General features: G+C 72.4%; 20 protein-coding genes and 1 pseudogene. 11 read left to right on the top strand and 10 right to left on the bottom strand.

Annotation, left to right across the window (positions count from 1 at the left end):
- Positions 1-80: 80 nt before the first annotated feature.
- Positions 81-829 (top strand): annotated as a pseudogene (locus ACIQF6_RS36080) (transposase family protein).
- A gap of 169 nt (positions 830-998) precedes the next feature.
- Here the strand turns inward: ACIQF6_RS36080 and ACIQF6_RS36075 are convergent.
- The 3 genes from ACIQF6_RS36075 to ACIQF6_RS36065 all read right to left on the bottom strand — a co-directional run bounded on the left by ACIQF6_RS36075 (position 999) and on the right by ACIQF6_RS36065 (position 3,916).
- A complete protein-coding gene (locus ACIQF6_RS36075) occupies positions 999-2,558 on the bottom strand; it encodes a HEAT repeat domain-containing protein (RefSeq protein WP_400903218.1) in 1,560 nt (519 codons plus the stop codon).
- 339 nt (positions 2,559-2,897) lie between these two features.
- Positions 2,898-3,203, bottom strand: coding sequence for a hypothetical protein (locus ACIQF6_RS36070; protein WP_400903215.1), 306 nt, complete (start codon positions 3,201-3,203; stop codon positions 2,898-2,900).
- The gene (locus ACIQF6_RS36065) at positions 3,155-3,916 is read right to left on the bottom strand and encodes a hypothetical protein (protein ID WP_400903212.1); all 762 of its coding nucleotides are present in this window, start codon (positions 3,914-3,916) and stop codon (positions 3,155-3,157) included. The genes ACIQF6_RS36070 and ACIQF6_RS36065 overlap by 49 nt, the downstream gene beginning before the upstream one ends.
- A gap of 371 nt (positions 3,917-4,287) precedes the next feature.
- On the opposite strand from ACIQF6_RS36065, the gene ACIQF6_RS36060 reads away from it, so the two are divergent.
- Entirely contained in the window at positions 4,288-5,493 is a 1,206-nt protein-coding gene (locus ACIQF6_RS36060; protein ID WP_400903209.1) for a hypothetical protein, read from the top strand.
- A 10-nt stretch (positions 5,494-5,503) separates the two neighbouring features.
- On the opposite strand, the gene ACIQF6_RS36055 is transcribed toward ACIQF6_RS36060, so the two are convergent.
- Together ACIQF6_RS36055 and ACIQF6_RS36050 are read right to left on the bottom strand one after the other, a co-directional pair.
- Positions 5,504-6,001, bottom strand: coding sequence for an alpha/beta hydrolase (locus ACIQF6_RS36055; protein ID WP_400903206.1), 498 nt, complete (start codon positions 5,999-6,001; stop codon positions 5,504-5,506).
- 172 nt (positions 6,002-6,173) lie between these two features.
- Complete coding sequence (locus ACIQF6_RS36050; RefSeq protein WP_400903204.1) at positions 6,174-7,094, bottom strand: LacI family DNA-binding transcriptional regulator; 921 nt, start codon at positions 7,092-7,094, stop codon at positions 6,174-6,176.
- A 103-nt stretch (positions 7,095-7,197) separates the two neighbouring features.
- On the opposite strand from ACIQF6_RS36050, the gene ACIQF6_RS36045 reads away from it, so the two are divergent.
- The 6 genes from ACIQF6_RS36045 to ACIQF6_RS36020 all read left to right on the top strand — a co-directional run bounded on the left by ACIQF6_RS36045 (position 7,198) and on the right by ACIQF6_RS36020 (position 12,411).
- Entirely contained in the window at positions 7,198-7,740 is a 543-nt protein-coding gene (locus ACIQF6_RS36045) for a dihydropteroate synthase (RefSeq protein WP_400903201.1), read from the top strand.
- A gap of 194 nt (positions 7,741-7,934) precedes the next feature.
- On the top strand, positions 7,935-9,281 hold the full coding sequence (locus ACIQF6_RS36040) for an aminomethyl transferase family protein (RefSeq protein ID WP_400903199.1): 1,347 nt from the start codon (positions 7,935-7,937) through the stop codon (positions 9,279-9,281).
- 151 nt (positions 9,282-9,432) lie between these two features.
- Positions 9,433-10,308 (top strand): methylenetetrahydrofolate reductase, encoded by an 876-nt coding sequence (locus tag ACIQF6_RS36035; protein WP_400903196.1) that lies wholly within the window; start codon positions 9,433-9,435, stop codon positions 10,306-10,308.
- A complete protein-coding gene (gene purU / locus ACIQF6_RS36030) occupies positions 10,305-11,213 on the top strand; it encodes a formyltetrahydrofolate deformylase (RefSeq protein ID WP_400903193.1) in 909 nt (302 codons plus the stop codon). Before ACIQF6_RS36035 ends, purU begins: the two co-directional genes overlap by 4 nt.
- Positions 11,214-11,448: 235 nt before the next feature.
- A complete protein-coding gene (locus tag ACIQF6_RS36025; protein ID WP_400903190.1) occupies positions 11,449-12,072 on the top strand; it encodes a tetrahydrofolate dehydrogenase/cyclohydrolase catalytic domain-containing protein in 624 nt (207 codons plus the stop codon).
- A gap of 27 nt (positions 12,073-12,099) precedes the next feature.
- Positions 12,100-12,411, top strand: coding sequence for a hypothetical protein (locus ACIQF6_RS36020; protein ID WP_400903187.1), 312 nt, complete (start codon positions 12,100-12,102; stop codon positions 12,409-12,411).
- A 356-nt stretch (positions 12,412-12,767) separates the two neighbouring features.
- Here ACIQF6_RS36020 and ACIQF6_RS36015 read toward each other — a convergent pair whose 3' ends face one another.
- Together ACIQF6_RS36015 and ACIQF6_RS36010 are read right to left on the bottom strand one after the other, a co-directional pair.
- The gene (locus ACIQF6_RS36015; protein ID WP_400903184.1) at positions 12,768-13,793 is read right to left on the bottom strand and encodes a hypothetical protein; all 1,026 of its coding nucleotides are present in this window, start codon (positions 13,791-13,793) and stop codon (positions 12,768-12,770) included.
- Positions 13,794-13,923: 130 nt separating this feature from the next.
- Entirely contained in the window at positions 13,924-14,229 is a 306-nt protein-coding gene (locus tag ACIQF6_RS36010) for a hypothetical protein (RefSeq protein ID WP_400903182.1), read from the bottom strand.
- Positions 14,230-14,573: 344 nt separating this feature from the next.
- On the opposite strand from ACIQF6_RS36010, the gene ACIQF6_RS36005 reads away from it, so the two are divergent.
- Together ACIQF6_RS36005 and ACIQF6_RS36000 are read left to right on the top strand one after the other, a co-directional pair.
- Positions 14,574-15,176, top strand: coding sequence for a TetR/AcrR family transcriptional regulator (locus ACIQF6_RS36005; protein WP_400903179.1), 603 nt, complete (start codon positions 14,574-14,576; stop codon positions 15,174-15,176).
- An 82-nt stretch (positions 15,177-15,258) separates the two neighbouring features.
- The gene (locus ACIQF6_RS36000) at positions 15,259-16,215 is read left to right on the top strand and encodes a zinc-binding alcohol dehydrogenase family protein (protein WP_400903176.1); all 957 of its coding nucleotides are present in this window, start codon (positions 15,259-15,261) and stop codon (positions 16,213-16,215) included.
- 220 nt (positions 16,216-16,435) lie between these two features.
- On the opposite strand, the gene ACIQF6_RS35995 is transcribed toward ACIQF6_RS36000, so the two are convergent.
- On the bottom strand, positions 16,436-16,912 hold the full coding sequence (locus tag ACIQF6_RS35995; protein ID WP_400903173.1) for a hypothetical protein: 477 nt from the start codon (positions 16,910-16,912) through the stop codon (positions 16,436-16,438).
- Between the two features lie 334 nt (positions 16,913-17,246).
- Positions 17,247-17,657, bottom strand: a complete 411-nt coding sequence (locus ACIQF6_RS35990; protein ID WP_400903170.1) for a fasciclin domain-containing protein — start codon at positions 17,655-17,657, stop codon at positions 17,247-17,249.
- 551 nt (positions 17,658-18,208) lie between these two features.
- On the opposite strand from ACIQF6_RS35990, the gene ACIQF6_RS35985 reads away from it, so the two are divergent.
- Positions 18,209-18,949 (top strand): SDR family NAD(P)-dependent oxidoreductase, encoded by a 741-nt coding sequence (locus ACIQF6_RS35985; RefSeq protein ID WP_400903167.1) that lies wholly within the window; start codon positions 18,209-18,211, stop codon positions 18,947-18,949.
- A 473-nt stretch (positions 18,950-19,422) separates the two neighbouring features.
- Here ACIQF6_RS35985 and ACIQF6_RS35980 read toward each other — a convergent pair whose 3' ends face one another.
- Positions 19,423-19,974 (bottom strand): hypothetical protein, encoded by a 552-nt coding sequence (locus ACIQF6_RS35980; protein ID WP_400903164.1) that lies wholly within the window; start codon positions 19,972-19,974, stop codon positions 19,423-19,425.
- Positions 19,975-20,330: the final 356 nt, after the last annotated feature.

Below are 20,330 nucleotides of genomic sequence, written 5' to 3'. Positions count from 1 at the left end.
GCCGGGTGGGGAAGAACCCGCGGGGCTCCCGGACGGTTGAGTGAGGTAGCCGACGTCTCATCTCTTGCCCGGGAGCTCTGCTGGTCACGTACCCAGCCGCACTGGACCTGCCGCACGCGCTCGTCGAGTGGTCACCATGCTCATCGTCACCCGCGAAGGCGACCGCCGCTGCAAACTCCGGCCCTCCCAGCGGGCCCTGGTCGCACTGGTGTATCTGCGCAAGCACTACACGCTCGTTCAGATCGCCGCCGGCTTCCGGATCAGCGTCGGTACCGCCTACGCCTACGTCCGCCAGGTCACCGCCCTCCTCGCCCGTCGCGCTCCCGGTCTCACGCAGGCACTGCGCGAAGCCGCCCCCGAGTACGTCCTGGTCGACGGCACCCTCGCCGAGTGCGACCGGGCCGGCGACGGCCGCGCGGACTACTCCGGCAAGCACCGCCGCCACGGCGTGAACCACCAGGTCATCACCAGTCCGACAGGCCGGCTCGTGTGGATCTCCGGCGCCCTGCACGGACGCACCCACGACCTCACCGCCGCCCGCACCCACCGCATCGTGAAGACCTGCGTCCGGCTCCGCGTCCCAGCCCTGGCCGACATGGCGTACACCGGTGCGGGCGGAACGTTCGCGGTGCCGGCAAGGCGCCCGCCACGCAGAGAACTCGGCACCACACAGCGATCGTTGAACCGGGCCCACGCCCGACTCCGTCACCCGGTCGAGCGCGGCGTGGCCACGCTCAAGCGCTGGAGAATCTTCCAGCATGCCCGCTGCAGCCCGAACTGGCTGACGTCAGCAGCCAAGGCCGTCCTCACCCTTGAGCTCCAGCGCTGAAAAGGCTCAGTGAGTCGGCACCCGTGGTCGAGGCGCCCGCCACGGCACTCCAGCAGCAGCCGGCCGGAGCAGACCGGCCGACGGCCAGGAGTGAACGCCTGCACCGAACCGGTGGAAACCCACACCGAACACGGGCGGGCCGCACGAGGCGCGCCTGCCTGCAACCCGGCTACTGGCTGCTGGGCACCGGACGAAGCGCGTCGCGCAGCAGCTGGATCACGTCCTCGGTGAGGACGGTGCGGCGTTCCTCCGCCAAGGTGAGCAGTTCGGCGGCCTGTGCGGGGTCGGCGTCGAGGGTCGGGACCGGGCGGGTGAGCCAGGGGTGCGGGGCGAGTTCGCGGATCCGTGTGGTGGCGTCGGTCCTGCCCTGCGCGGCGAGCCGGGGGTGGGTGTCGCCGCTCGCGAGGACGGCGGCGCGCAGTGCGGTGGGGCGGTCGCGCCGGCTCAGCAGCCGGTAGCCCGCGCGCCGCACGGCCGGCCGCCGCGGGTCGGTGAGCATGTCCCACAGCAGGTCGGCGGGCAGCCGGGTGGCACTGGGGACGAGGGCCGCGGCGGCCTCCTTGACCACCGCGGCGGAGTCGTCCCGCAGCAGCGCCGTGACCCGGGGCACGGGCACCACGTCGAGGCCCCGCAGGGCCCGCAGGGCGTGGACGCGGACCTGGGGCGCCGGGTTGTCCAGGAGCGCGTCGAGCAGGGGGACGTCGGCCCGGCCACCGGTCTCGGCGAGCCCCGCGACCACCCCGACCTGCGGCTCGTCGGCCCGGACGGCCGCCCGGTAGTACGTCAGCGGGTCCGTGCCGGTGCGGCGCGCCGCCTCCCGTGCCAAGGCCCGGACCTGCGCGGACGGGTCGTCGAGGTACGCCACCACGCTCTGCGGGGACCCGGTGCGCATCAGCCCCGTGAGGGCGGTGACGCGCACCTCGGCGTGACGGCTGCAGGCCAGCCGGCGCAGCAGCTCGATCTGGTCGGTCCACATCGCCTGACGGGCGGCGGCCTCCGCGGCCCGGTCCCTGACCCGGCGGTCGGAGTCGCGCTCGGCGAGGGCCGCGAGGTCGCGGAGCCCGAGGCGGTGGGCGACGGCGTCCAGGGCGAAGCGGCGCACCGGCGCCTCGGGGGCCGCGAGGAGCGTTCCGGCCAGTGTCGTGGTCGACCCGGTCAGCAACGGCACGAGCAACTGGCCGTGGGCGAATGTGCCGCGTCGGCGCCGGTTGATCAGCAGGGCCGTGCGCACGGTCGCCGGGGTGGCCAGCAGCGGGTCGCCATGGAGCAGCACGGCCAGGCCCGCGCTCGCCGCGTCCCGAACCTGGCGGACCCAGTCGCTGGTGCGCAGCACGAGGAACGGCATCGTCCCGGGGTGCGGCTGGTCCAGCATCCGGCGCACCGCGCGCTCTCGGATGCGGCCGTCGGCGTGCGAGGCGGCGAGGGCGAGCGCGACCGGGTCGGCTTCGGCGGGCCGCGGGGTGGGACGCGTCGGGTGCGACCACCCCCGCCGTATAAAAGCGTCCAGGCGCAGCAGCAGCGCCGGGCGCTCCGTCAACACACGCAGCGCCTCGAACGAGTCTTCAGCGCTTCCGGTCGAGCCGAGCTCCAGCAGCGCGACGGTCAACTCCTCCAGCGAACTTCCGTCCGCGGCCCGCTCACCGGCGACCAGCAGCCGGACACGCTCCAGGGCGTCCGCGCCCGGGGAAGGCTGTGAGAGGGGCTGCTGACGGCGGAGGAAGAAGTTCACCGTGCCATCCTGCCGGAGCCGGCCGACCCGCCGCTTCCCATATACGACGCCCACAAGAGCCCCGTCCGGCGCCGCACCGCCGCCAGCCGGACCCCAGCAGCCGCGACAACGATCGGAGTCCGTTCTTCACTGCACTTCGGCGTGACGCTTCACCACGGCATCAGCGCAGCCCTTCACCACTGCCCACTCACAACACGCCCCTGACCAGGAAGAACCACCACCCGACCCCCAGGCCGTGCCGACGGTCGCGCTGACCGACGCCCGCGTCCGGAACCGGGCTGGGGAACGGGGAGCGGGGAGCGGTGCGCGCGCAGCGGGCCCCGGGGGCCCGTGCGGTCGTCAGAACTGCCCGCGCCGTCCGACGGGCCGCACGGGCGGGGTCTGCGCGGTTCCCCGCAGCGCGAAGGCCGCGGTACGGGTGCGCTCCAGCCGGCCCGCGACCTGGCGCAGCGTGGCGGGGTCGAGGTGGCGGGTGAGGTCGCGGACGGCAGGGTGGTCGTCGTCGGTGAGCGCGTGGAGGCCGGAGTGGTCGAGGGCGGTGTAGAGAGGCTGGGCAGCGATGGGCGGCCCAGGCCCGCTTCGCTTGCCCGGTTCGGTCAGCTCCGGTTCGGGTATTTTCGGGCGTGGATCAGGCGGATCTCCCACCAGGGGTCGTCCGGCTTGGTCTTCTTCGCCTGGCGCAGCGCGTGCTGGAGAGCGGTGTCGTGGTCCGGGTCGTAGCGCTCGGCGCGGGTCTCGACGGTGTGGTCGCGCACGCGCTGCCACTCGGCCAAGGTGTCGGCCTCGGTGGCGTAGGCGGCCTCGTGGTCGGCGTCGGCGTGCCGATCGGCGTGGCGTTCCTCGAACCGGGCCTTTTCCAGGGCCTGCTGGAGGTCATCCAGGGTCATCCCGGCCGCCCGACGACGGACCCGGCCGCGGACATCGCCGAGCAGCCCGTCCCTCTGGTCGTCGTCCTCGTCCTGGCTGAAAGGAACGCGGGCGGCGGGGTGTTGAGCGGGGTGCTGGGCGAGGGCGGCGTACAGCGTCGCGCCGGCCTGCCAGGCCTCGGCATGGACGGCGGGCTCCGGCAGGGTGCCCGGCTGGGCGCCGAGGACGACCCGGCCCTCCACCAGGGCCACCCATCCGTCCAGGCCGTCGACGTCGCGCTCGGTCCAGCCGCGGGCCAGGTCGGCGCCCTGGTGGAGGGTGCGGATGCCGTCGTGGCCACTCCAGCGCAGCCACATCGCGCCGCGCACCAGTGGGGAATCCAGGATCGGGCGGCTCAGGTCCCGCTCGGCCGGTGCGGGGCGGCTGCTGTGCGGGGCCAACTCCAGCAGCCCGGGAGCAGCAGCGGGGCCGGGGCGGGTGGTGTCGGTCATCGCGCGGTGCCTTCCGGAGGTGTCGACAGTGTGGGGCGAGTAGCGGACGGCGCCGGCCCGCAGTGCGCGGGCCGGTGCCGGGGCGGTGGTGCTATCCGTCGATGCTGCAGTCGTGGTCGGCCTCGGACCTGCGACTTCACGTGTACCTGAGCTGACCGCTTCCCTTGGCTCCGTTGATCATTTCCTGCGAGGACGGCCCTTGGGGCGATCATCGAACGCTGCTACGAAGTGAAGAGTTTGACGATGCGGTAGGCCTCCTGGATGAGCTTGAAGACCTGCTCGTCGCCGGGGCGCGTCTGTCAGGATGAACGCCGCCTGCGGACCGGGTGTCCTCTCCCGGCGGGCGGCGGACGTCCGGTAGGAATGGCGTCATGAGCGCTGCTGCCTGCCGCTACCCGCTCGGCCCCGCAGTGGCGGCCGCGTCGGTCGTGTTCCTCGTTGCCTCCGTCGGCTCCCCCGCGGCCCGGGCTGCGGCGCCGGACGGGGAGAGCGTCATTGTGGGCTTCTCCGGCGCCGAGCAGACCGCCGTCGTTCCCTCGGATGTGTGTGCGGTGACGGTGGAAGCGTTCGGGGCCGCCGGGGGCCGGGCGCCGCTCGGCGTCTCCCACGGCCCCGATGTCACCGAGGGCGCGGCGGGAGGCCTGGGCGGGGAGGTGGTCGCCGATGTGGAGGTGCGTGCCGGGCAGCGGATCAAGGTGAACGTTGGCGGCGCGGGCACCACCGGTGTCGCCGGTCCCTTCGGGAACCCCGGGGAGTTCGGGAAGGGCGGCTACAACGGGGGCGGCGAGCCGGGCGGGCGGCAGGACGCCGGCGGCTACCCGGGTGCGGGCGGCGGCGGCGCGACGACCGTGGCCCTCGACGACGCCGTGGTGATCGTCGCGGGCGGCGGGGGCGGCGCCGGCGGGACTTACGCCTACCAGGGCGACGAGGTGGGCCGTGGCGGCGACGGCGGCCAGAGCGGGACGAACGGGGCGGACGGTGCGACGGCCGGCTACCCGGACCAGTACCGGGTGGGCCGTGGCGGGACTTCCGGAGGAGGTGGCGGCGCGGGCGGCCCGGCCGGGGTCAGCACCCCGGACGGGGGGATGCCGGGCGCGCCGGGCGGCGACGCGAACGGCGGGGCCGGCGGCGACGGCGGGCGGCTCGACGTGTTCTATTCGGATGTGACCGGTGGCGGCGGGGGCGGGGGCGGCGCACACGGCGGCGGTGCGGGCGGCGGGGCCGGCTCGTACGGGTTCGAGGGGATCGGCGCCGGCGGTGGGGGCGGCGGCTCCAGCAGCGGACCCGCGGGCGCGGTATTCGCCACGGGCACGCGTACGGGGGACGGCGAGGTGGTCCTCCGGTGGCACGCCTGCGCCCCCTCCCCCTCGCCGTCGCCGCCGGCCCCGTCATCGTCCCCCGCTCCTTCCGGCGAGGCTCCGGTGCCGCCGTCCTCGCCGGCGCCGACCGCGTCGCGGCCGGCGCTGCCCGAGACCGGTGGGCGGACAAGTGCGGGCCGGGTGGCGGCGGGGGGTGCCGTCCTGCTGCTCGCCGGCGCGGCGCTGGTGCTGCTGGGGCGGCGCGGACGCCGGAGCTGACCGCCTCCGCCTACGCGGCGCAGGCGCGGTCGCGAGACGGCAGGCGGCCGCCGGCGGGTGTCGGGCAGGAGTTGTGGTGGGCACCGTAGTTGACGTGCTGGTTGGTGCCCGCGAGGGTGAGAAGGCGGGAGCTGGGGAGGCTGCGGTGGAGGGCGGCGCTGCGGGTGTAGGGGACGCGGGGGTCTCCGGTGGAGGCGACGATCAGGGCGGGGGTGTCGCGGCGGGCCTGGACGCGGGCCTCGCGAGGGCTGTCCCAGAAGGCGCAGGGGGTGATGCTCTCGGTCAGCGGGGCGAACAGCGGGTGGGCCGCTCGGGTGCGTTCGAATGTCGTGCCAGTACGTGTTCGGGTCGCGCGGGGCGGGCGCGTCGCCGCACGGGATCGCGGTCTGGGCGCTGGCGGTGGCGGATCCGGCGGGGGTGAACACCGAGCGCAGCAGGTCGGTGAAGGCGGGCGGCAGGGAGGTGGGGCGGCCCGGGGCGAAACTGGTCGGAACCCCTGGCTCCCCAACAGGCCGAATCCGTGGCTCTACTTCACCCCGGTAAAAACACCCGGCGCGGCAACGCGCCGGGGCTACGCTGCTCCACTGCAACAGCCGTTCCGGTAGAGCCGGTCGAACACCGGGGCGACCCTGAGGGCCAACGGATGGGGCAGGGCGAAGCCGGCTCGTTCGAAGATTCCCCTACACCGACTCGCGTACGACGATCCGCGCAGGCGGTGGGCGCAGGCCGCTGCTGTCGAGGTCGAGTGCGAGGCGGGCGCTGAGACGGCCGTGGGCTTCGGCGTCGATGTTGACCGTGGTGAGTGCTGGCGTGGTGAACGCGCCGTAGCCGTTGTCGTCGAAGCCGATCACCGCCACGTCATCGGGTACTCGTCGGCCCAAGTCGTGTAGAGCCGTGAGAACGCGCAGGGCGACGTCGTCGTTGAAGCCGGCTATCGCGGTGACCTCTGGGGCGGTGGTGAGGAATGCCGCGACCGCTTCGGAGCAGGCGCCCCGCTCCAGCGGGGCGACAAAGGAGTCGGGGATGCGGATGTTCATGTTCCGCGCGGCTTGCCCGGTGAATTTCAGACGTGTCGCGGCAAGCGGGGACTCGCTGTCTGGCAGTGCGACGGCGACATGGGTATGGCCGTGCTCGACCAGGTGCCGCAGTTGGAGGGCCGAGTGCGCAGCGAGGCCGTCACGCCAGCCTCCGCCGACGTCCTCCAGTTCGTGGCCCGTGAGGTAGATCTGGCCGAAATCGATCACGGCCCGGGGTGCGATGGCTTCGAGGACCTGTCGGGTGGTCTGCGGGGTGTGATGGCCATAGCGGACCAACAGGACGTACTCGTTTGCACGAAGCTCCGCGTCGAGGCCCTGGATGTAGCTGCGTGAGTAATGGCCTTCCATGCCGTCGTCGATGTTCAGGACAACGACCCGGGACGCGCCCTCGCGTAGAGCTCGGGCCACGCCATGCGGCACGTAGCCGAGTTCACGGGCGACCTGCTTGACCCGGTCACGGGTCGCGGCCGCGATCCTCATCCGCTCCGCGAGGTCGTCGTTGAGGGCGAAGCTAGCGGTGGCGCGGGACACGCCGCTGGCGGTCGCCACGTCGTTCAGCGTCACTCTTCGAGAAGTAGCCATCGCCCCTGATCTGCCGTAGCTCACGCCCCGAACCCTGTGGCAGCGAGGCACACGCTCATTGTAAGAAGCCGTTGTCTTTCCGAGAGTGACGGGTGCGTTTCCGTTGGTCAGGCATAGTGTCGGCGATTCGGTGGCAGGGTCGGGGTGTCGTGTCGTCTCTTCGGTGGAGGTGCCGGATGCCGTCGGTGTCTGGAGGGTGCCAGGCCGCCAGATGGATCACCATGCCGTATACGGTGACGTCGTGACCGAGGTGTTCGCCGAGCTCCTCGGTCACGTGGATGCACTCGTCCTGGCCGGCCTGAGCTCGAAGAATGTCATCCTCGACCCCGGCCTCGGCTTCGCCAAGCGCGCGGGCCACGACTGGGAACTCCTGGGGCGCCTACACGTGCTGACGGGGCTCGGCTTTCCCGGGTTCTCGTCGGTGCGTCGCGCAGGCGGCTCATCGGGGCCGCCTTCAGGACTGCGGGGGAGTTGCGTCACTGTCTGGCGAACGCGGCGCCGTGTCAGCCGCGGTGTTCGCATTGGCTGCGGCGGCGGGGGCGTCCGTGTGCACGCCGTGCGGTCCAGCCTGCACGCCGTGAGCATGGCGGCAGCGTGGACCGGCCGACGGATTCCCCAGCCCGCCTGACCATGCTGGCTCGGGTTGCCCGGAAGAAACTCGCCACACAGGCCTCCCTGACGACCCGCCTCCTCTGCTAGCTTCCGCTAGATCGATTCAGCATCACGCTCCATCCCTCACTCACTGAGCCGCAATGATCGACACGGCAGCGCTAGATCGATTTAGCGCCGCCCGCGAGTCCACTCCTGCCCGGAAGGAAACACATGACAACCCCCAGCCTCCAGGACGGCATCGACAAGGCCGGTTCCCCCATTGGCCTGCTGTGGAAGCCCGGCGCGGAGCCGTGGACGCCCGAGGTGGTCGCCCATGAGTACGCCGGCTGGCGCACGGAGCAGCACGCCTGGCACGAGGGCGTGGCGCTGCTGAACCTGTCGCACCACATGTACGACATGTGGATCGATGGCCCCGACGCCACCCGCGTCCTGGCCGACTACGGCGCCAACAACTTCGAGAAGTTCGCCATCGGCCAGGCCAAGCAGTATCTGCCGGTCACCAAGCACGGGCTCATCGTCACCGACGGCATCCTGGCCCGGGAAGGTGAGAACGCCTACCTGCTCAGCGGAGTGCCCGAGGCCCAGCACTGGGTCCAGTACCACGCGGAGCAGGGCGGCTACGACGTCTCCCTCTCCACCGACCCTTCCACGGCCTTCCGCCCTGGAGGAGGAGACCCGAAGCTGTTCCGCTACCAGATCCAGGGGCCGCTCGCCCTGCCGCTGATCGAGCGGGCCTTCGGCGGACCCATCCCGGAGACGAAGTTCTTCCACTCGACGCCGGTCGCCATTGAAGGCAGGACCTTCTCGGCCCTGCGCCACGGCATGGCCGGACAGGCCGGCTACGAGTTCATCGGCCCCTGGGAGCACGCCGCGTTCGTCCACGACGCGTTCCTGAAGGCGGGCGAGCCGCTCGGGCTCGTCCAGGTCGGGGCCCTGGCCTACACCACGCCGAGCGTGGAGAGCGGCTGGATCCCGTCGCCGGTTCCCGGCATCTACTCCGACCCCGAGCTCGCGGACTACCGGGCGTGGCTCCCGCTGTTCGGCATCGAGGGCAAGCGCCCGCTGAACGGCAGCTTCTTCTCGCCGAACATCGAGGACTTCTACGTCTCCCCGTTCGAGCTCGGCTACGGGAAGATGATCCACTTCGGCCACGACTTCAACGGCCGCGACGCCCTGCTCAAGGCGAAGGGGGACGAGAGCCTTCGCCAGAAGGTCACCCTCGTCTTCGATCCCGAGGACGTCCGCCGGGTCATCGGCAGCGGTGAGGACCCGGGCTTCGTGCTCAGCTACGCCCGCAACCGGGTGGAGGGTTCCTCCGGCCTGGCTGGCGTCACCATGCAGACCGCCTCGATCGACCCGGTCGGCACGGTCCTGTCCCAGACGCTGATCGACGCCGCCCATGCCACGCCCGGCACCCAGGTGACCGTGGTCTGGGGAGACCACCCGGGCCTCGGTACCGATCCCGAGGCGGACCTCGGGTTCCCGCGCATCCGCGCCACCGTTCAGCCCAGCCCGTTCGACCAGCACGCCCGCACCGAGTACCGGCGCAACGCCTGACCAGCACGGCACCGCACGCGGCCGCCGGCAGCTCATCGCCATGACCGGCAGCCGCCCGCCGCGCCGACGGTCGCCCGCCGGCCGCTGGCGCGGCCGGCGACCCGAACGGCCAGGACGGAATGAACAGGGCCCCGCCCGCCTTAGGAGCACGATGAATCCCCTCAGCACAGTTCCCCTGAAGTCCAGCAGCACCGCGCTGCTGGAGGACTTCTCCCTGGAGATGACCGGCAAGGACGTACCCAAACTGGAGGAGGCCGCAGGCCTCATCCCGCAGGGCACGCGGATCAACGTCACCTTTCTCGGAAACGAGAACCTTCAGCTGCGGCTGGAGGCGGCCAGGGCAGTCAAGCGCCTCGGCTTCCAGCCGGTCCCGCACATCTCCGCCCGACGCCTGGCCTCCCAGGCCGACTTCGAGCTGTTCCTCGCGGGGCTGCAGGCCGACGGAACCGAAGCCGACGTCTTCACCGTCGGAGGAGACCCGAGTCGCCCTGATGGGCCCTATGCCGACTCCCTCTCCCTGATCGAGTCCGGCCTGCTGCCCGAATGCGGAGTCCGGCACGTCGGCATCAGCGGCTACCCGGAAGGCCACCCGGCCATCCCCGGGCACGTCCTGTGGACCGCGCTGCGGGACAAGAGCGCCGCCATCGCCGCCCAGGGCCTGGAAGGCAGCATCATCACCCAGTTCGGCTTCGACGTCGACCCGGTGCTGACCTGGATCGACCAGGTGCGAACCCAGGGCGTCACGCTCCCGATCCGCATCGGCGTCCCGGGCCCGGCCGGCGTGCGCAAGCTCCTGTCGTACGCCGCCCGGTTCGGCGTGGGGACCAGTGCCTCCATCGCCAAGAAGTACGGCCTGTCCATCACCAACCTCATGGGCAGCGCCGGGCCGGACAAGTTCCTGCGCGCACTGGCCGATGGCTACGACCCGGCCCGTCACGGCGAAGTGAAGATCCACTTCTACACGTTTGGGGGCCTCAGGGCCACCTCGGAGTGGGTCGCCCAGTTCAGGAAGGAAGCACTCGCATGACCGCCACCCAGACCGCACTGGCTCGCGCCACCAAGAGGACCGGGGGGACGGATCACCAGGCGTCGCTGATCGCCCAGGGGGCGGATGCCACGGGCATCGTCGCCGCCGTCACCTCGGTGCTCAGTCGACACGGCGGCAACATCGTCGCCCTCGAGCAGTACTCCGACAACCCCGAGGGCGGCGCCTTTTTCCAGCGCACCGTCTTCTCGCTCAACGGCCTGCAGGCCGCCATGCCCGCCCTGCGCGCGGACCTGGACGAGGAACTGGTCAGCAGGTACGGCCTGACCTACACCCTGCGTGACATGTCGGTTCCCAAGCGCATGGCGATCTTCGCCTCCAAGTCCGACCACTGCCTGCTCGACCTGCTCTGGCGCCACCGCCAGGGGCAACTCCCCGTCAGCATCCCAATGGTGATCTCGAACCACCCGGACATCGCCGAGGAGGTGCGCAGCTTTGGGATCCCCTTCTTCCATGTTCCGTCGACGGGAGCCGACAAGTCCGTAGCCGAGGCCGAGAACCTGCGCTTGCTCAAGGACAACGTCGACTTCGTCGTCCTGGCCCGCTACATGCAGATCCTGTCTGGGGACTTCATCGAGAAGGCCGGCGTCCCGATCATCAACATCCACCACTCATTCCTCCCCGCCTTCATCGGAGCAGGGCCGTACGCGAAGGCGAAGGAACGTGGTGTGAAGCTGGTCGGCGCCACCGCTCACTACGTGACCCAGGACCTCGACGAGGGCCCGATCATCGAACAGGACGTCGTCCGCGTCACACACGCGCACAGCGCCGCCGACCTCACCCGCCGTGGCGCGGACGTTGAGCGGGCCGTCCTCTCGCGCGCCGTCCTGTGGCACGCCGAGGACCGGGTCATCCGCGACGGCAACCACACCATCGTCTTCTCCTGAAGCACACGTCCACGCACCCGACAGGGAAACCCGCCCGGAACAGGGACAGGTGGTCTTGTCGTGCGTCGGACCAGACCGCCGGGGCGGCGGTCGAAGTGGACACAAGGGTTCGCTCCGGTGCTCACCGCCGCCCCGGTTTCCGACGCCGTACACCGCGGCTCCCTCTGGCCTCGGTCACGCACGACGTCCTCTCCGTCGGGTGAATCGTTCGCCGACAGAAATGCGGTTCGCCACCATGACACGCACGATCAAGGGCGCCGAGATCGCCCGCCGCATCCGCACCCAGGCTGCCGAGCGAGTAGCCGAGGCTACTGCCGGTGGCCGCGTGCCCGGCCTCGCCACCATCCTGGTCGGCGACGACCCGGCCAGCGCCGTCTATGTCGCCGCCAAACGCCGTGCCATCCGCGAAGCGGGCATGCACGACATCCACCGACACCTGCCGCACCATGCAACTCACGCCCAAGTCGCGGCCGTCATCGACGAGTTGGCCATCGACCCCGACGTTCACGGGATCCTGCTCCAACTGCCTCTGCCGGCCCAGCTCCGGGCCGCCCCGCTGATCGACCGCATCCCGGTCACAAAGGACGTCGACGGCCTGACCCACGGCCCGGGGCGAACCAGTCTGCGATTCGGGGCGAAACTCACCGACTGCCCGTGCCCTTCCCCGCCCCCGGCGAGTTGGCCGGTCATGACGAACGTGACCGTCCTCCCGCTGCCCGAACAGGTCGCCGAGGACCAGGAGCAGCCGGAGCAGCAGGAACAGCCGGAGCGCGAGCGGCAGCACGCGGAGAACACGTTGTTCTCCGAGGCGACGGAGGCGGGCCGGCTGGCCGCCGCGTGGGTGCGCGAGCCCGCCTAGCGGCAGGCGGAGGAGCCGCACCGGATCATGCTGAAGCGGGCCGCCGACGCCGTGGAGCAGGCCTGCGGGCAGGAGGTCGTGCCGGACGGCGACGGGCGGCTGAGCGAGGAGCTGGCGTACGACCTGTCCGCGAACATCATCACCGGCAACCCCTACACCGAGGAGCTGCCCGATCTGCTGGCGGGCGAGCGGATCGCACTGGTGGCGGTCTGCGCGCTGGCCGCAGCAGCGCCGGCGGTGGTGCTGGGCGACCTGGGGCGCGAGGTGCCCGTCCTGGTCGCCACGATGGACGCCGCAGTGGCATCCGGACGGGCCACCCGTCTGCCGGGAGACAGGTAGAGACAGGTGGTCAGGAAACGCTGCCACCTGGGGAAGCGGGGGGGCGATGACACAGACAACACAGATGTTCCGGGGTAAATAGGACGGCCGGGAGACAGGTCGTTGATGATCCATCTCCACCTGTGTCCGCCCCTTGTCGCCGTCGTGTCGGCCGCGGCCGCCTTCTCGAACCCCGGCTGCTGATCGTCCTGGTCGGCACGGCGGCCGCCGCGGTCCGCTCGGCGGTGGCGGACCTGCGCCTGGCCGCCGGGAGCAGCCCGTCCTCGCCGACATGCTCGCCGCCGTCCCGGCCGGCGCCGCCCGGATCGTCAGCGCGCAGCAGCAGGCCACACTCCTCGAGCTACCTGGCCAGTTGCTCAGTCGAGGTCGGCGGATGCCAGGGCCACGGCGAGCACCAGGTACGGGACGGCTTCCAGGCGCTGCTCGGCCATCATGCTCGGATCAGGCGCCTTGCCCGCATCGTTCAGCGCCGGCAGCCCGGCGCCGATGGCCGCATCGACCGCCGCGTCCAGGACTTCGGCCGCCGTGCACTCCCCGCACGCCGCCGGCTCGCGCACCAGGCCGGCCGCCTTCGCCGGATCGTCACGCCACAGCTCGGCGACCTCGTCACCGGCGCCTGCCGGATCGATGACCGCGCCCTGCTCCGCGGTCGGCAGCGGAACAGGCCCCGTTCGAGTTGTCCCGCCGCAGTGTGTGCAGGTGGGAGCCCCTCTTCGGGCAGCCGAGCGCCGTCGAGTCCGGCATGAAGTGCATATCCTCGCGGCGCAGGCCGGCGGCGCCTCCCGGACGCGGCCCGGCCCGGCCGAGCAGCAGCACGACGAACCGGTCGCGAGCGTTGCGAGCCGCCAGGAACAGCCCCACGATCTCGCGGTCGGTGGCCCGCTCGCCCTTCTGCCGCGGCACCTGGCACCTGGCACCCGGTGCCGGGGTCGCATTCGGTAGCCGGTCAGCTCCTCCCCTCGGGCCCGCTCCGGCAGGTCCCAGGAATCCGCCGCCTCGTGGAGCCGGGCCATCACCTGCGAGGGCACCGCCCTGGCGGTGATGCCGTGCAGCAGAAACTGCCGCGCCCCGGTCAGCACGTTCTGAATTCGGGCCGGCTCGCGGACGGGCCCGGCCCCGGGCCCCGGGTGGGCCAGCCCTGTCGTGGCGGGCCGCTCGATGCCGGTGATCGCCTTCGTGCCGAACTTCGGCCGGACGACGAACAGCCCCAGCTCCTCGGCGGCCACCCGCCGGTCCCGGCCGGTGCGTATGCACCAGCGCAGGTACAGCGCGATGTGCCCGGCGTACGTCCGGGTCGTCGGCTCGGCCTGGTCTCGGCCGAACCGTACGTGCCGCAGGAACGCGTCCGCTTCCGGTACGACGACCAGGTCCTCGTCCACCACGGTCCAGTAGCGGACACCGGACGGAGTTGAACAGGAAAGCCCCTCAAGGGCCCCCTCCGATCTCTTGTGCAACGTGTCGCAACATTCGCGACAGCCCCGGAGATGCTAAAGAAAACCCCAGGTCACACGGCTAGTGCGGCGTCATGCCACACTCGCGGACGCCCGGGAGGACGACGTGGAGCAGCACGGCCGGGCGCGGGTCGCGGGCGGCGTGCTCGTGGACGAGCCGGGCGTGGCTCTGGCTGCCGGATCCGCGGACGACGAGGACGGGGATGCCGGTGTCCTGGAGCCGGCGGGTGGGCTGAGGCCGGAGGGCGTCCTTCTCGCGGGCCGCGTACACGGCCGTGTGCTGGTCGGTCGTCCGGTCCGGGGCGAACCGGTCCGGTGCCTCGTGCGGGAAGGTGCGGGTGTCCGGCCGCGGCGGCGGGGCGTGCACGTCGCGCAGCGGGTCGGCGAGGTCGGGGAGTCCCGGTCGCGGCGGGCCCGGGCGAGGCGGGCGGACGGCCGCCGGCAGGTCGGCGCGGTGTGCGGGGTCGGGCCCTCGGCGGCCGGCCGGTGGTGGACCTGGCGCAGGGTGCGGCCGCCCGTCGCGTCGCAGCCGGTGACGGTCACGGCGGCCCGTTCCACGATGCCCGCCCGCCGGGGTCTGCTCGCACCGGTGGATGGATCCCGCAGGCCATCGGGGTCTTCGTTCGGCGCATGCGGTTGGCGCCGGTTGACATCCCCGCCCACGGAAGTGAAAATGAATTCATATTTTGCTTCAGCTTCACCGGAGGACTCATGGCGGCCGTCACCAAAGGGCAGCGCACAGCCGAAGACTTGAAGGCGGCCGCCCTCCGGGTGATCGCCCGGCAGGGATACCTCGCCGCCAAGATCACCGACATCACGGCCGAGGCGGGCCGGGCCGCGGGGTCCTTCTACCGCTACTACACGGACAAGGACGACCTTCTGCGTGCGATCGCCGAGGACTTCATGGCCGCGGTCAACGCCAGGGTCGTCGAGCACGCCGGCGCGCCCCACGACCTGAACACGGTCGAGGACGTGCGCCGGCACGTCCGGTCCTACGTGGAGGCCTACGCCGCCCACGCAGCCGAGATGACCGGGATCTACGAGGCCTCGCTGGTGAGCGAGGACTTCGCACGCCAGTGGGAGTCCCTGCGCGGCAGGCACATCGCCGTCTGGGCCGCCCACATCGGCGCGGCCCGGCGGCTTCCCGAACCCGACCGCGACTGCGAACTGACCGCCGTCGCCGTCGTGTGCATGCTGGAGGGCTTCTGCCGCACAGCCCGCCCCGGCGCCGGCGGCGGCAGCGCCGTCGGCGACGCCGTCGAGGCGCTCACACGTGTGATCGCCGAGGGCGTCCTGGGCCGCCCCGCGGGCTGAGAGCCGCCGCACCGCCGCACCGCCGCAGCAAGGCGCCCGCACGGACGCCGCCGGACACCCACGAAACGAATCGGATGAACCCATGAGCCACGACAAGATGATGCGGGCCGCGGTCCTCAAGAACTACGGAGCGCCCGTCTACGGCGCGTTCCACGCACCCGTGCCGGTGTCGGACGAGGCGGTCGTCGTCCAGGTGGCCGCGGCGACGATCAACGGCGTCGACCGCGCCATCGCATCCGGGCGGCACTTCCTCAGCCCGAAGGCCCTGCCCGTCGTCGCGGGACGCGACGGCGTCGGAACGACCGAGGACGGGCGCCTGGTGTACTTCGACGGGCCCCTCTCCCCCTACGGGTCGATGGCGGAGCAGACCCTCGTCCTGGCCGACTCCCTGATCGAACTGCCGCCGGGAGCCGACGTGACAACCGCCGCCGTACTGGGCAACGCCGGCCTGGCCGCCTGGCTCCCGCTCTCGTGGCGCGCGGGAATGCGGACCGGGGAGTCGGTGGCCGTGCTCGGCGCGGCCGGCTCGGTCGGCTCCCTCGCGGTCCAGGCCGCGCGGCACCTCGGCGCCGGCGCCATTGTCGGCGTCGTCCGGGGCCCCGAGGAGGTCGAGCACGCACAGCGGCTGGGCGCGGACATCGTGGTGGACACCGCGGAGACGGACGACCTCGCCGCCACCCTGCGCGCCGAGGCACCCGGCGGGTTCGACGTCATCGCCGACTACCTGTGGGGCGACGTCGCGGCGGCCGCGCTCACCAACGCCTCGATGGGCTGCCGCCTGGTCCAGGTCGGCACGGTGACCGGGGACAACACGGTGATCTCCGGCGAACTGCTGCGCAGCAGGGGTGTCGACGTCATGGGGTTCGTGGGCGCGTACGCGCCGCACGGAATCCGGGCACAGGCCTACCGGACGATGGTCTCCCTCGCGTCCGAAGGCAAACTGGAAGCGGCCGCCGAGACCTTCCGCCTGGAAGCCGTCGAAACCGCATGGCACGCACGCCCCGAAGTCCGGGCCGCGCGACCGGTCCTGCTGGTCTGAACGGAAAGGGCGCGCGCCGGCCTCGGCCCGAGGCACACCGCCGGGCGGGAGCCCGGACCCTCGCATCGTCCCCCCGACCGGCCCGGAAGGCACCCGGGCCATGACCGGACGCGGGCCGCGCCACGCCCCGTGACACGGGCGGGCAGCCTTCGTCGTCAGGAGCGCGCGCGGCCGCCCCGGGGAACGCGGCACCCGGACGGATGCCGTTTCAGGCGCCGTTTCAGATGCCGGTCCGCGTCGCCGCAGACCCGACGGACAGCGGCAGCGGCAGCGGCAGCGGCAGCGGCAGCGGCAGCGGCAGCGGCGGCAGCGGCAGCGGCAGCGGCAGCAGCGGCAGCAGCGGCAGCAGCGGCAGCAGCGGCAGCAGCGGCAGCAGCGGCAGCAGCGGCAGCAGCAGCGGCAGCAGCGGCAGCAGCGGCAGCAGCGGCAGCAGCGGCAGCAGCGGCAGCAGCGGCAGCAGCGGCAGCAGCGGCAGCAGCAGCGGCAGCGGCAGCGGCAGCGGCAGCGGCAGCGGCAGCGGCGGCAAAGCGACGTCGACGAACCCGTGCAGGCAGGGCACGTCGACCTCGACGCCCTCCACCACGAACCGCGCCGGCACCGCGCCGAGCGCCATGTGCCGCACGAACCGGCAGGCCGGCTTGCCGGGGCCGACCCCGCCGCACGCAACCGCGCTCGCCGGCTTCTCGCAGAACAGCAAGGGCCGGTCTTCCGGACGCCGACTCCGGAACACCGGCCCCCGCGTGTCTGTCCCCGCGGGTGACTTCTGGATCTGCCGCTCTTCCCGACCGGCAACGTCCCTGACGGTGCGCCGACGTCGGGCCCCGGTGTCTCCGATCATGCGGGAGCCGGCGACGCGGGCGCCGGGGGGCGGTCTGCGAGGCTTTCGACACCCAGCCGACCAGGCGCCGGACTTCCGGGTCGGACGCGAAGGAGCAGCGGAAGCCGACCCGGTGGCGGGTGGGGTCCGGGTCCTCCGCCAGTTGCCGGGAGCGGCGCCTCGCCCCGCAGACCGCTGTCCCTCTCGACCGGGCTCAGGACGCGGGCACCAGAACGGTGCCGCCGATACGGACGGCGGCGTCGGCGGTCCGCACGCCACCGCACAGCACCTCGGAGTTGCCGTTGACGCCGAAGACCGGCTCGGAGCCGGCGACGGCGAGGCTTGCGCCCCCAAGGGTCTCGTGAGCGCCGGTCAGCGAGTCGGGGACGAGACGTTCCGGGGTGACGTGGCAGGTGACGGCCATGGCGAGCCCGGCCCTGCCGGCGAGCAGCGCGTCCGGGCCGGCCTTCGGGATCCCGGCGAAGGCGTCGCCGGCGGGGGCGAACACCATGATGTTCCGTGCGAAGTCGAGGGTGCCGACCGAGCCGGCCTCCTTGACCGCGGCCACCGGGGTCGACAGCAGCGAATCGTTCGAGGCGGCGGTGGCGACGGGGCCCTGCGCCATACCGCTGAACGAACCCGCGCCGCCCTCGGTGACGGCGGCGCAGGCCGCGCCGAACGGCCGAACGGCCGGTCGGACGGAGCGGCGCGGGCAGCGCCACCGGGCACCGCCGCGGAGGCCGAGGTGGAGGTGGGGCCGGAACCGCTCCCGGTGCCGCACGCGCCCGGGGCGAGAACGAGCGTCCCGGCGACGAGCAGGGCGGTGAAGGCGCGGCGGCCGCGGGTGTCCGCGGACACGGCGAGATTCCCCCGGTGTTCGAGCGAGGGACGGAGCAGGTGCCGGGGAACGGCCGCCGGCCGCCACCCGGCCGCGCCGCACAGGCCCCGCACCCCGCTGCGCCAAGCACTGGCCGGGCGGGACCCCACCGGGCAGGACCGGGAGCCCCTCCCACGAGAACCGTCCGGGACACGGGCACCAGGAGCAGCACGGACCCGCCCGGACAGCACCACCACCAAAGTCGCCACCGCCACATGAGCGCCCGGCCACGCCGCGGTCGAACTCCGACTGTTCTCGGCGGATAGTGGATCGCGCAGGCCAATCCGCGGAGGTTCGTCATGGAGTTCTCCGGCAAGGTCGCCCTCGTGACCGGATCGAACAGCGGCATCGGCCGCGCCATCGCCCAGGACCTTGCCGCCCTCGGCGCCCACGTCCTTGTCTCCGGACGCGACGCGGAACGCGGCGCCCAGACGGTGGCCGCCATCCGCGCCGGGAGCGGCAAGGCGGACTTCCTGCCCGCCGACCTGCGCGACGCCGACTCCGCACGCGAGCTGGCCCGCCGCGCCACCGAGACCGCCGGCCACGTGGACATCCTGGTCAACAACGCCGGCATCGGCGCCTTCGGCCCCACACCGGCCACCACCGAGACCGACTTCGACACCATGTACGCGGTCAACGTCAAAGCCCCCTACTTCCTGACCGCGGCCCTCGCCCCGGCCATGGCCGAGCGCGGGGCCGGCGCGGTGGTGAACATCTCCACCATGGTGGCGAGCTTCGGCCTGCCCGGCATGGCGCTCTACGGATCGACCAAGGCCGCCGTGAACCTGCTGACGAAGGCCTGGGCCGCGGAATTCGGCCCGCAGGGCGTACGCGTCAACGCCGTCGCCCCCGGCCCGGTCCTCACCGAGGGCACCGAGCCCATGGGAGACGGCCTGGGCCGGCTCGCCGCACAGGCCCCCGCCGCCCGCATCGCCGACCCGACCGAGATCGCCCGCGCCGTCGTCTACCTCGCCGGCAACGGCGCCTCGTTCGTCCAAGGCGTCGTCCTGCCCGTCGACGGCGGCCGCGCCGCCGTATGACCCACCGGCAGGTACGGCCGGCGCCCGCCACACAAAACACTGGTCAGCACCGTGTCAGCACCGTGTCAGCGCCCTGGCGGGGCGGTGGCGGAAAGCGGCCTCAGACAGCAAGTGCTGACGCCGACGGAGAGCCGGTGAGCGCCGCCAGCAGTGCCGATGCCGACGAAGCAGCGGCCTTCACCGTGCTCGGCGCAGAAAAGCACGACGGGCCGGCCGCCCACCGACTCCCCCTGGCCGGTGATACGGAAGCCCTCCTCTCCAGGACCGTCCTGATCTCGCGGACAGCCTCAAGGCACTGGTCCGGCGGAACAGTGCTGAAGGCATGGCAGACAAGGGCCAAGCGGCCGTCCCCGACGACCTCACCGTCTTTGCCCTCACAGTCGCCGAAAAAAGCCCGACGGTCCCGGCACACCGGGCGAGCACATCCAGAAGCGCGGCCCGCCGCTCCATCAGCTTGCCATCGATACGAGCCTTCACCTGCTCACACAGCCACACACCGAGCCGGAAAACGGGTCCGACACCGAGACCCGTACGGTTCGCGGAACCGCCGAAGGCACCGCCGACAGCGACGTAGACGACACCCCGCCGTTCTCCGGCGTGCGCGACGCCCAACTCGCCAGGCACCCCTCACTGGTCGACTCCGGCCCCCTGGTCGGCGGTGAGGCCTGCGGCCTTGCGCTGACGGCGCACCCACGCACCCACGCACCCACCGCGCAGTCATCCAGCCCCGCGACCGCCAATCGCCCATGCCGGCGGTGGAACGCGGCCGCGCAGGCGTGCCCACGCTCCCACACGCCCGCGTTCTTCGACCAGATCACCCCGAACGCGTCCAACTCGGACACCCGGGCCGGGTCCAGGAGCCCCAGGCCGTTCAGGTGGCGCCGGCGGGCGAGCCAGGAGACCAACTCCGCGCGCATCGTCCCGTCAGTGGGGCCGAGGTGACCGTACCCGAGGAGGAACGCCGTGGCGACGGCACGCATCCACTGCCACTCGACCGCACACGGGTCGAACACCCACAGCTTCACCGCCTGCAGGATCTACCCGGCGTGCTGCTTCGCATTGACCCACAGCCACTCGATCGGCGACCCCACCACGGCCGACCGCCCCGCCCCCGACCCCCACCCCCCACCCACCGAACCCGCGCGCGGTTCGGTGAACCCGACCCCAGCCACAGGTTGACAGATCACGACACGATAAACTCTGCTCTTCTAAAACTCATTCAGACCGCGTTTGAGATCTGCCGTGCCGCGGGGCCGGTGGGCTCGTTGAGCTCTGCGTGAGTGGTTCTTGGGGTGGGTATCCGTCAGACCTGGCGGACGGGCAGTGGGCGCTGGTGGAGCCGTTGCTGCCGCCGGCCCGGGTGGGTCCGAAGGGCGGTCGG

The organism is Kitasatospora sp. NPDC092948 (assembly GCF_044754805.1).
In the GTDB taxonomy this organism is placed as follows: Bacteria; Actinomycetota; Actinomycetes; order Streptomycetales; family Streptomycetaceae; genus Kitasatospora.
The sequence above is the reverse complement of the archived record's forward strand: the minus strand, read 5'-3'. Positions and strand labels throughout refer to the sequence as shown.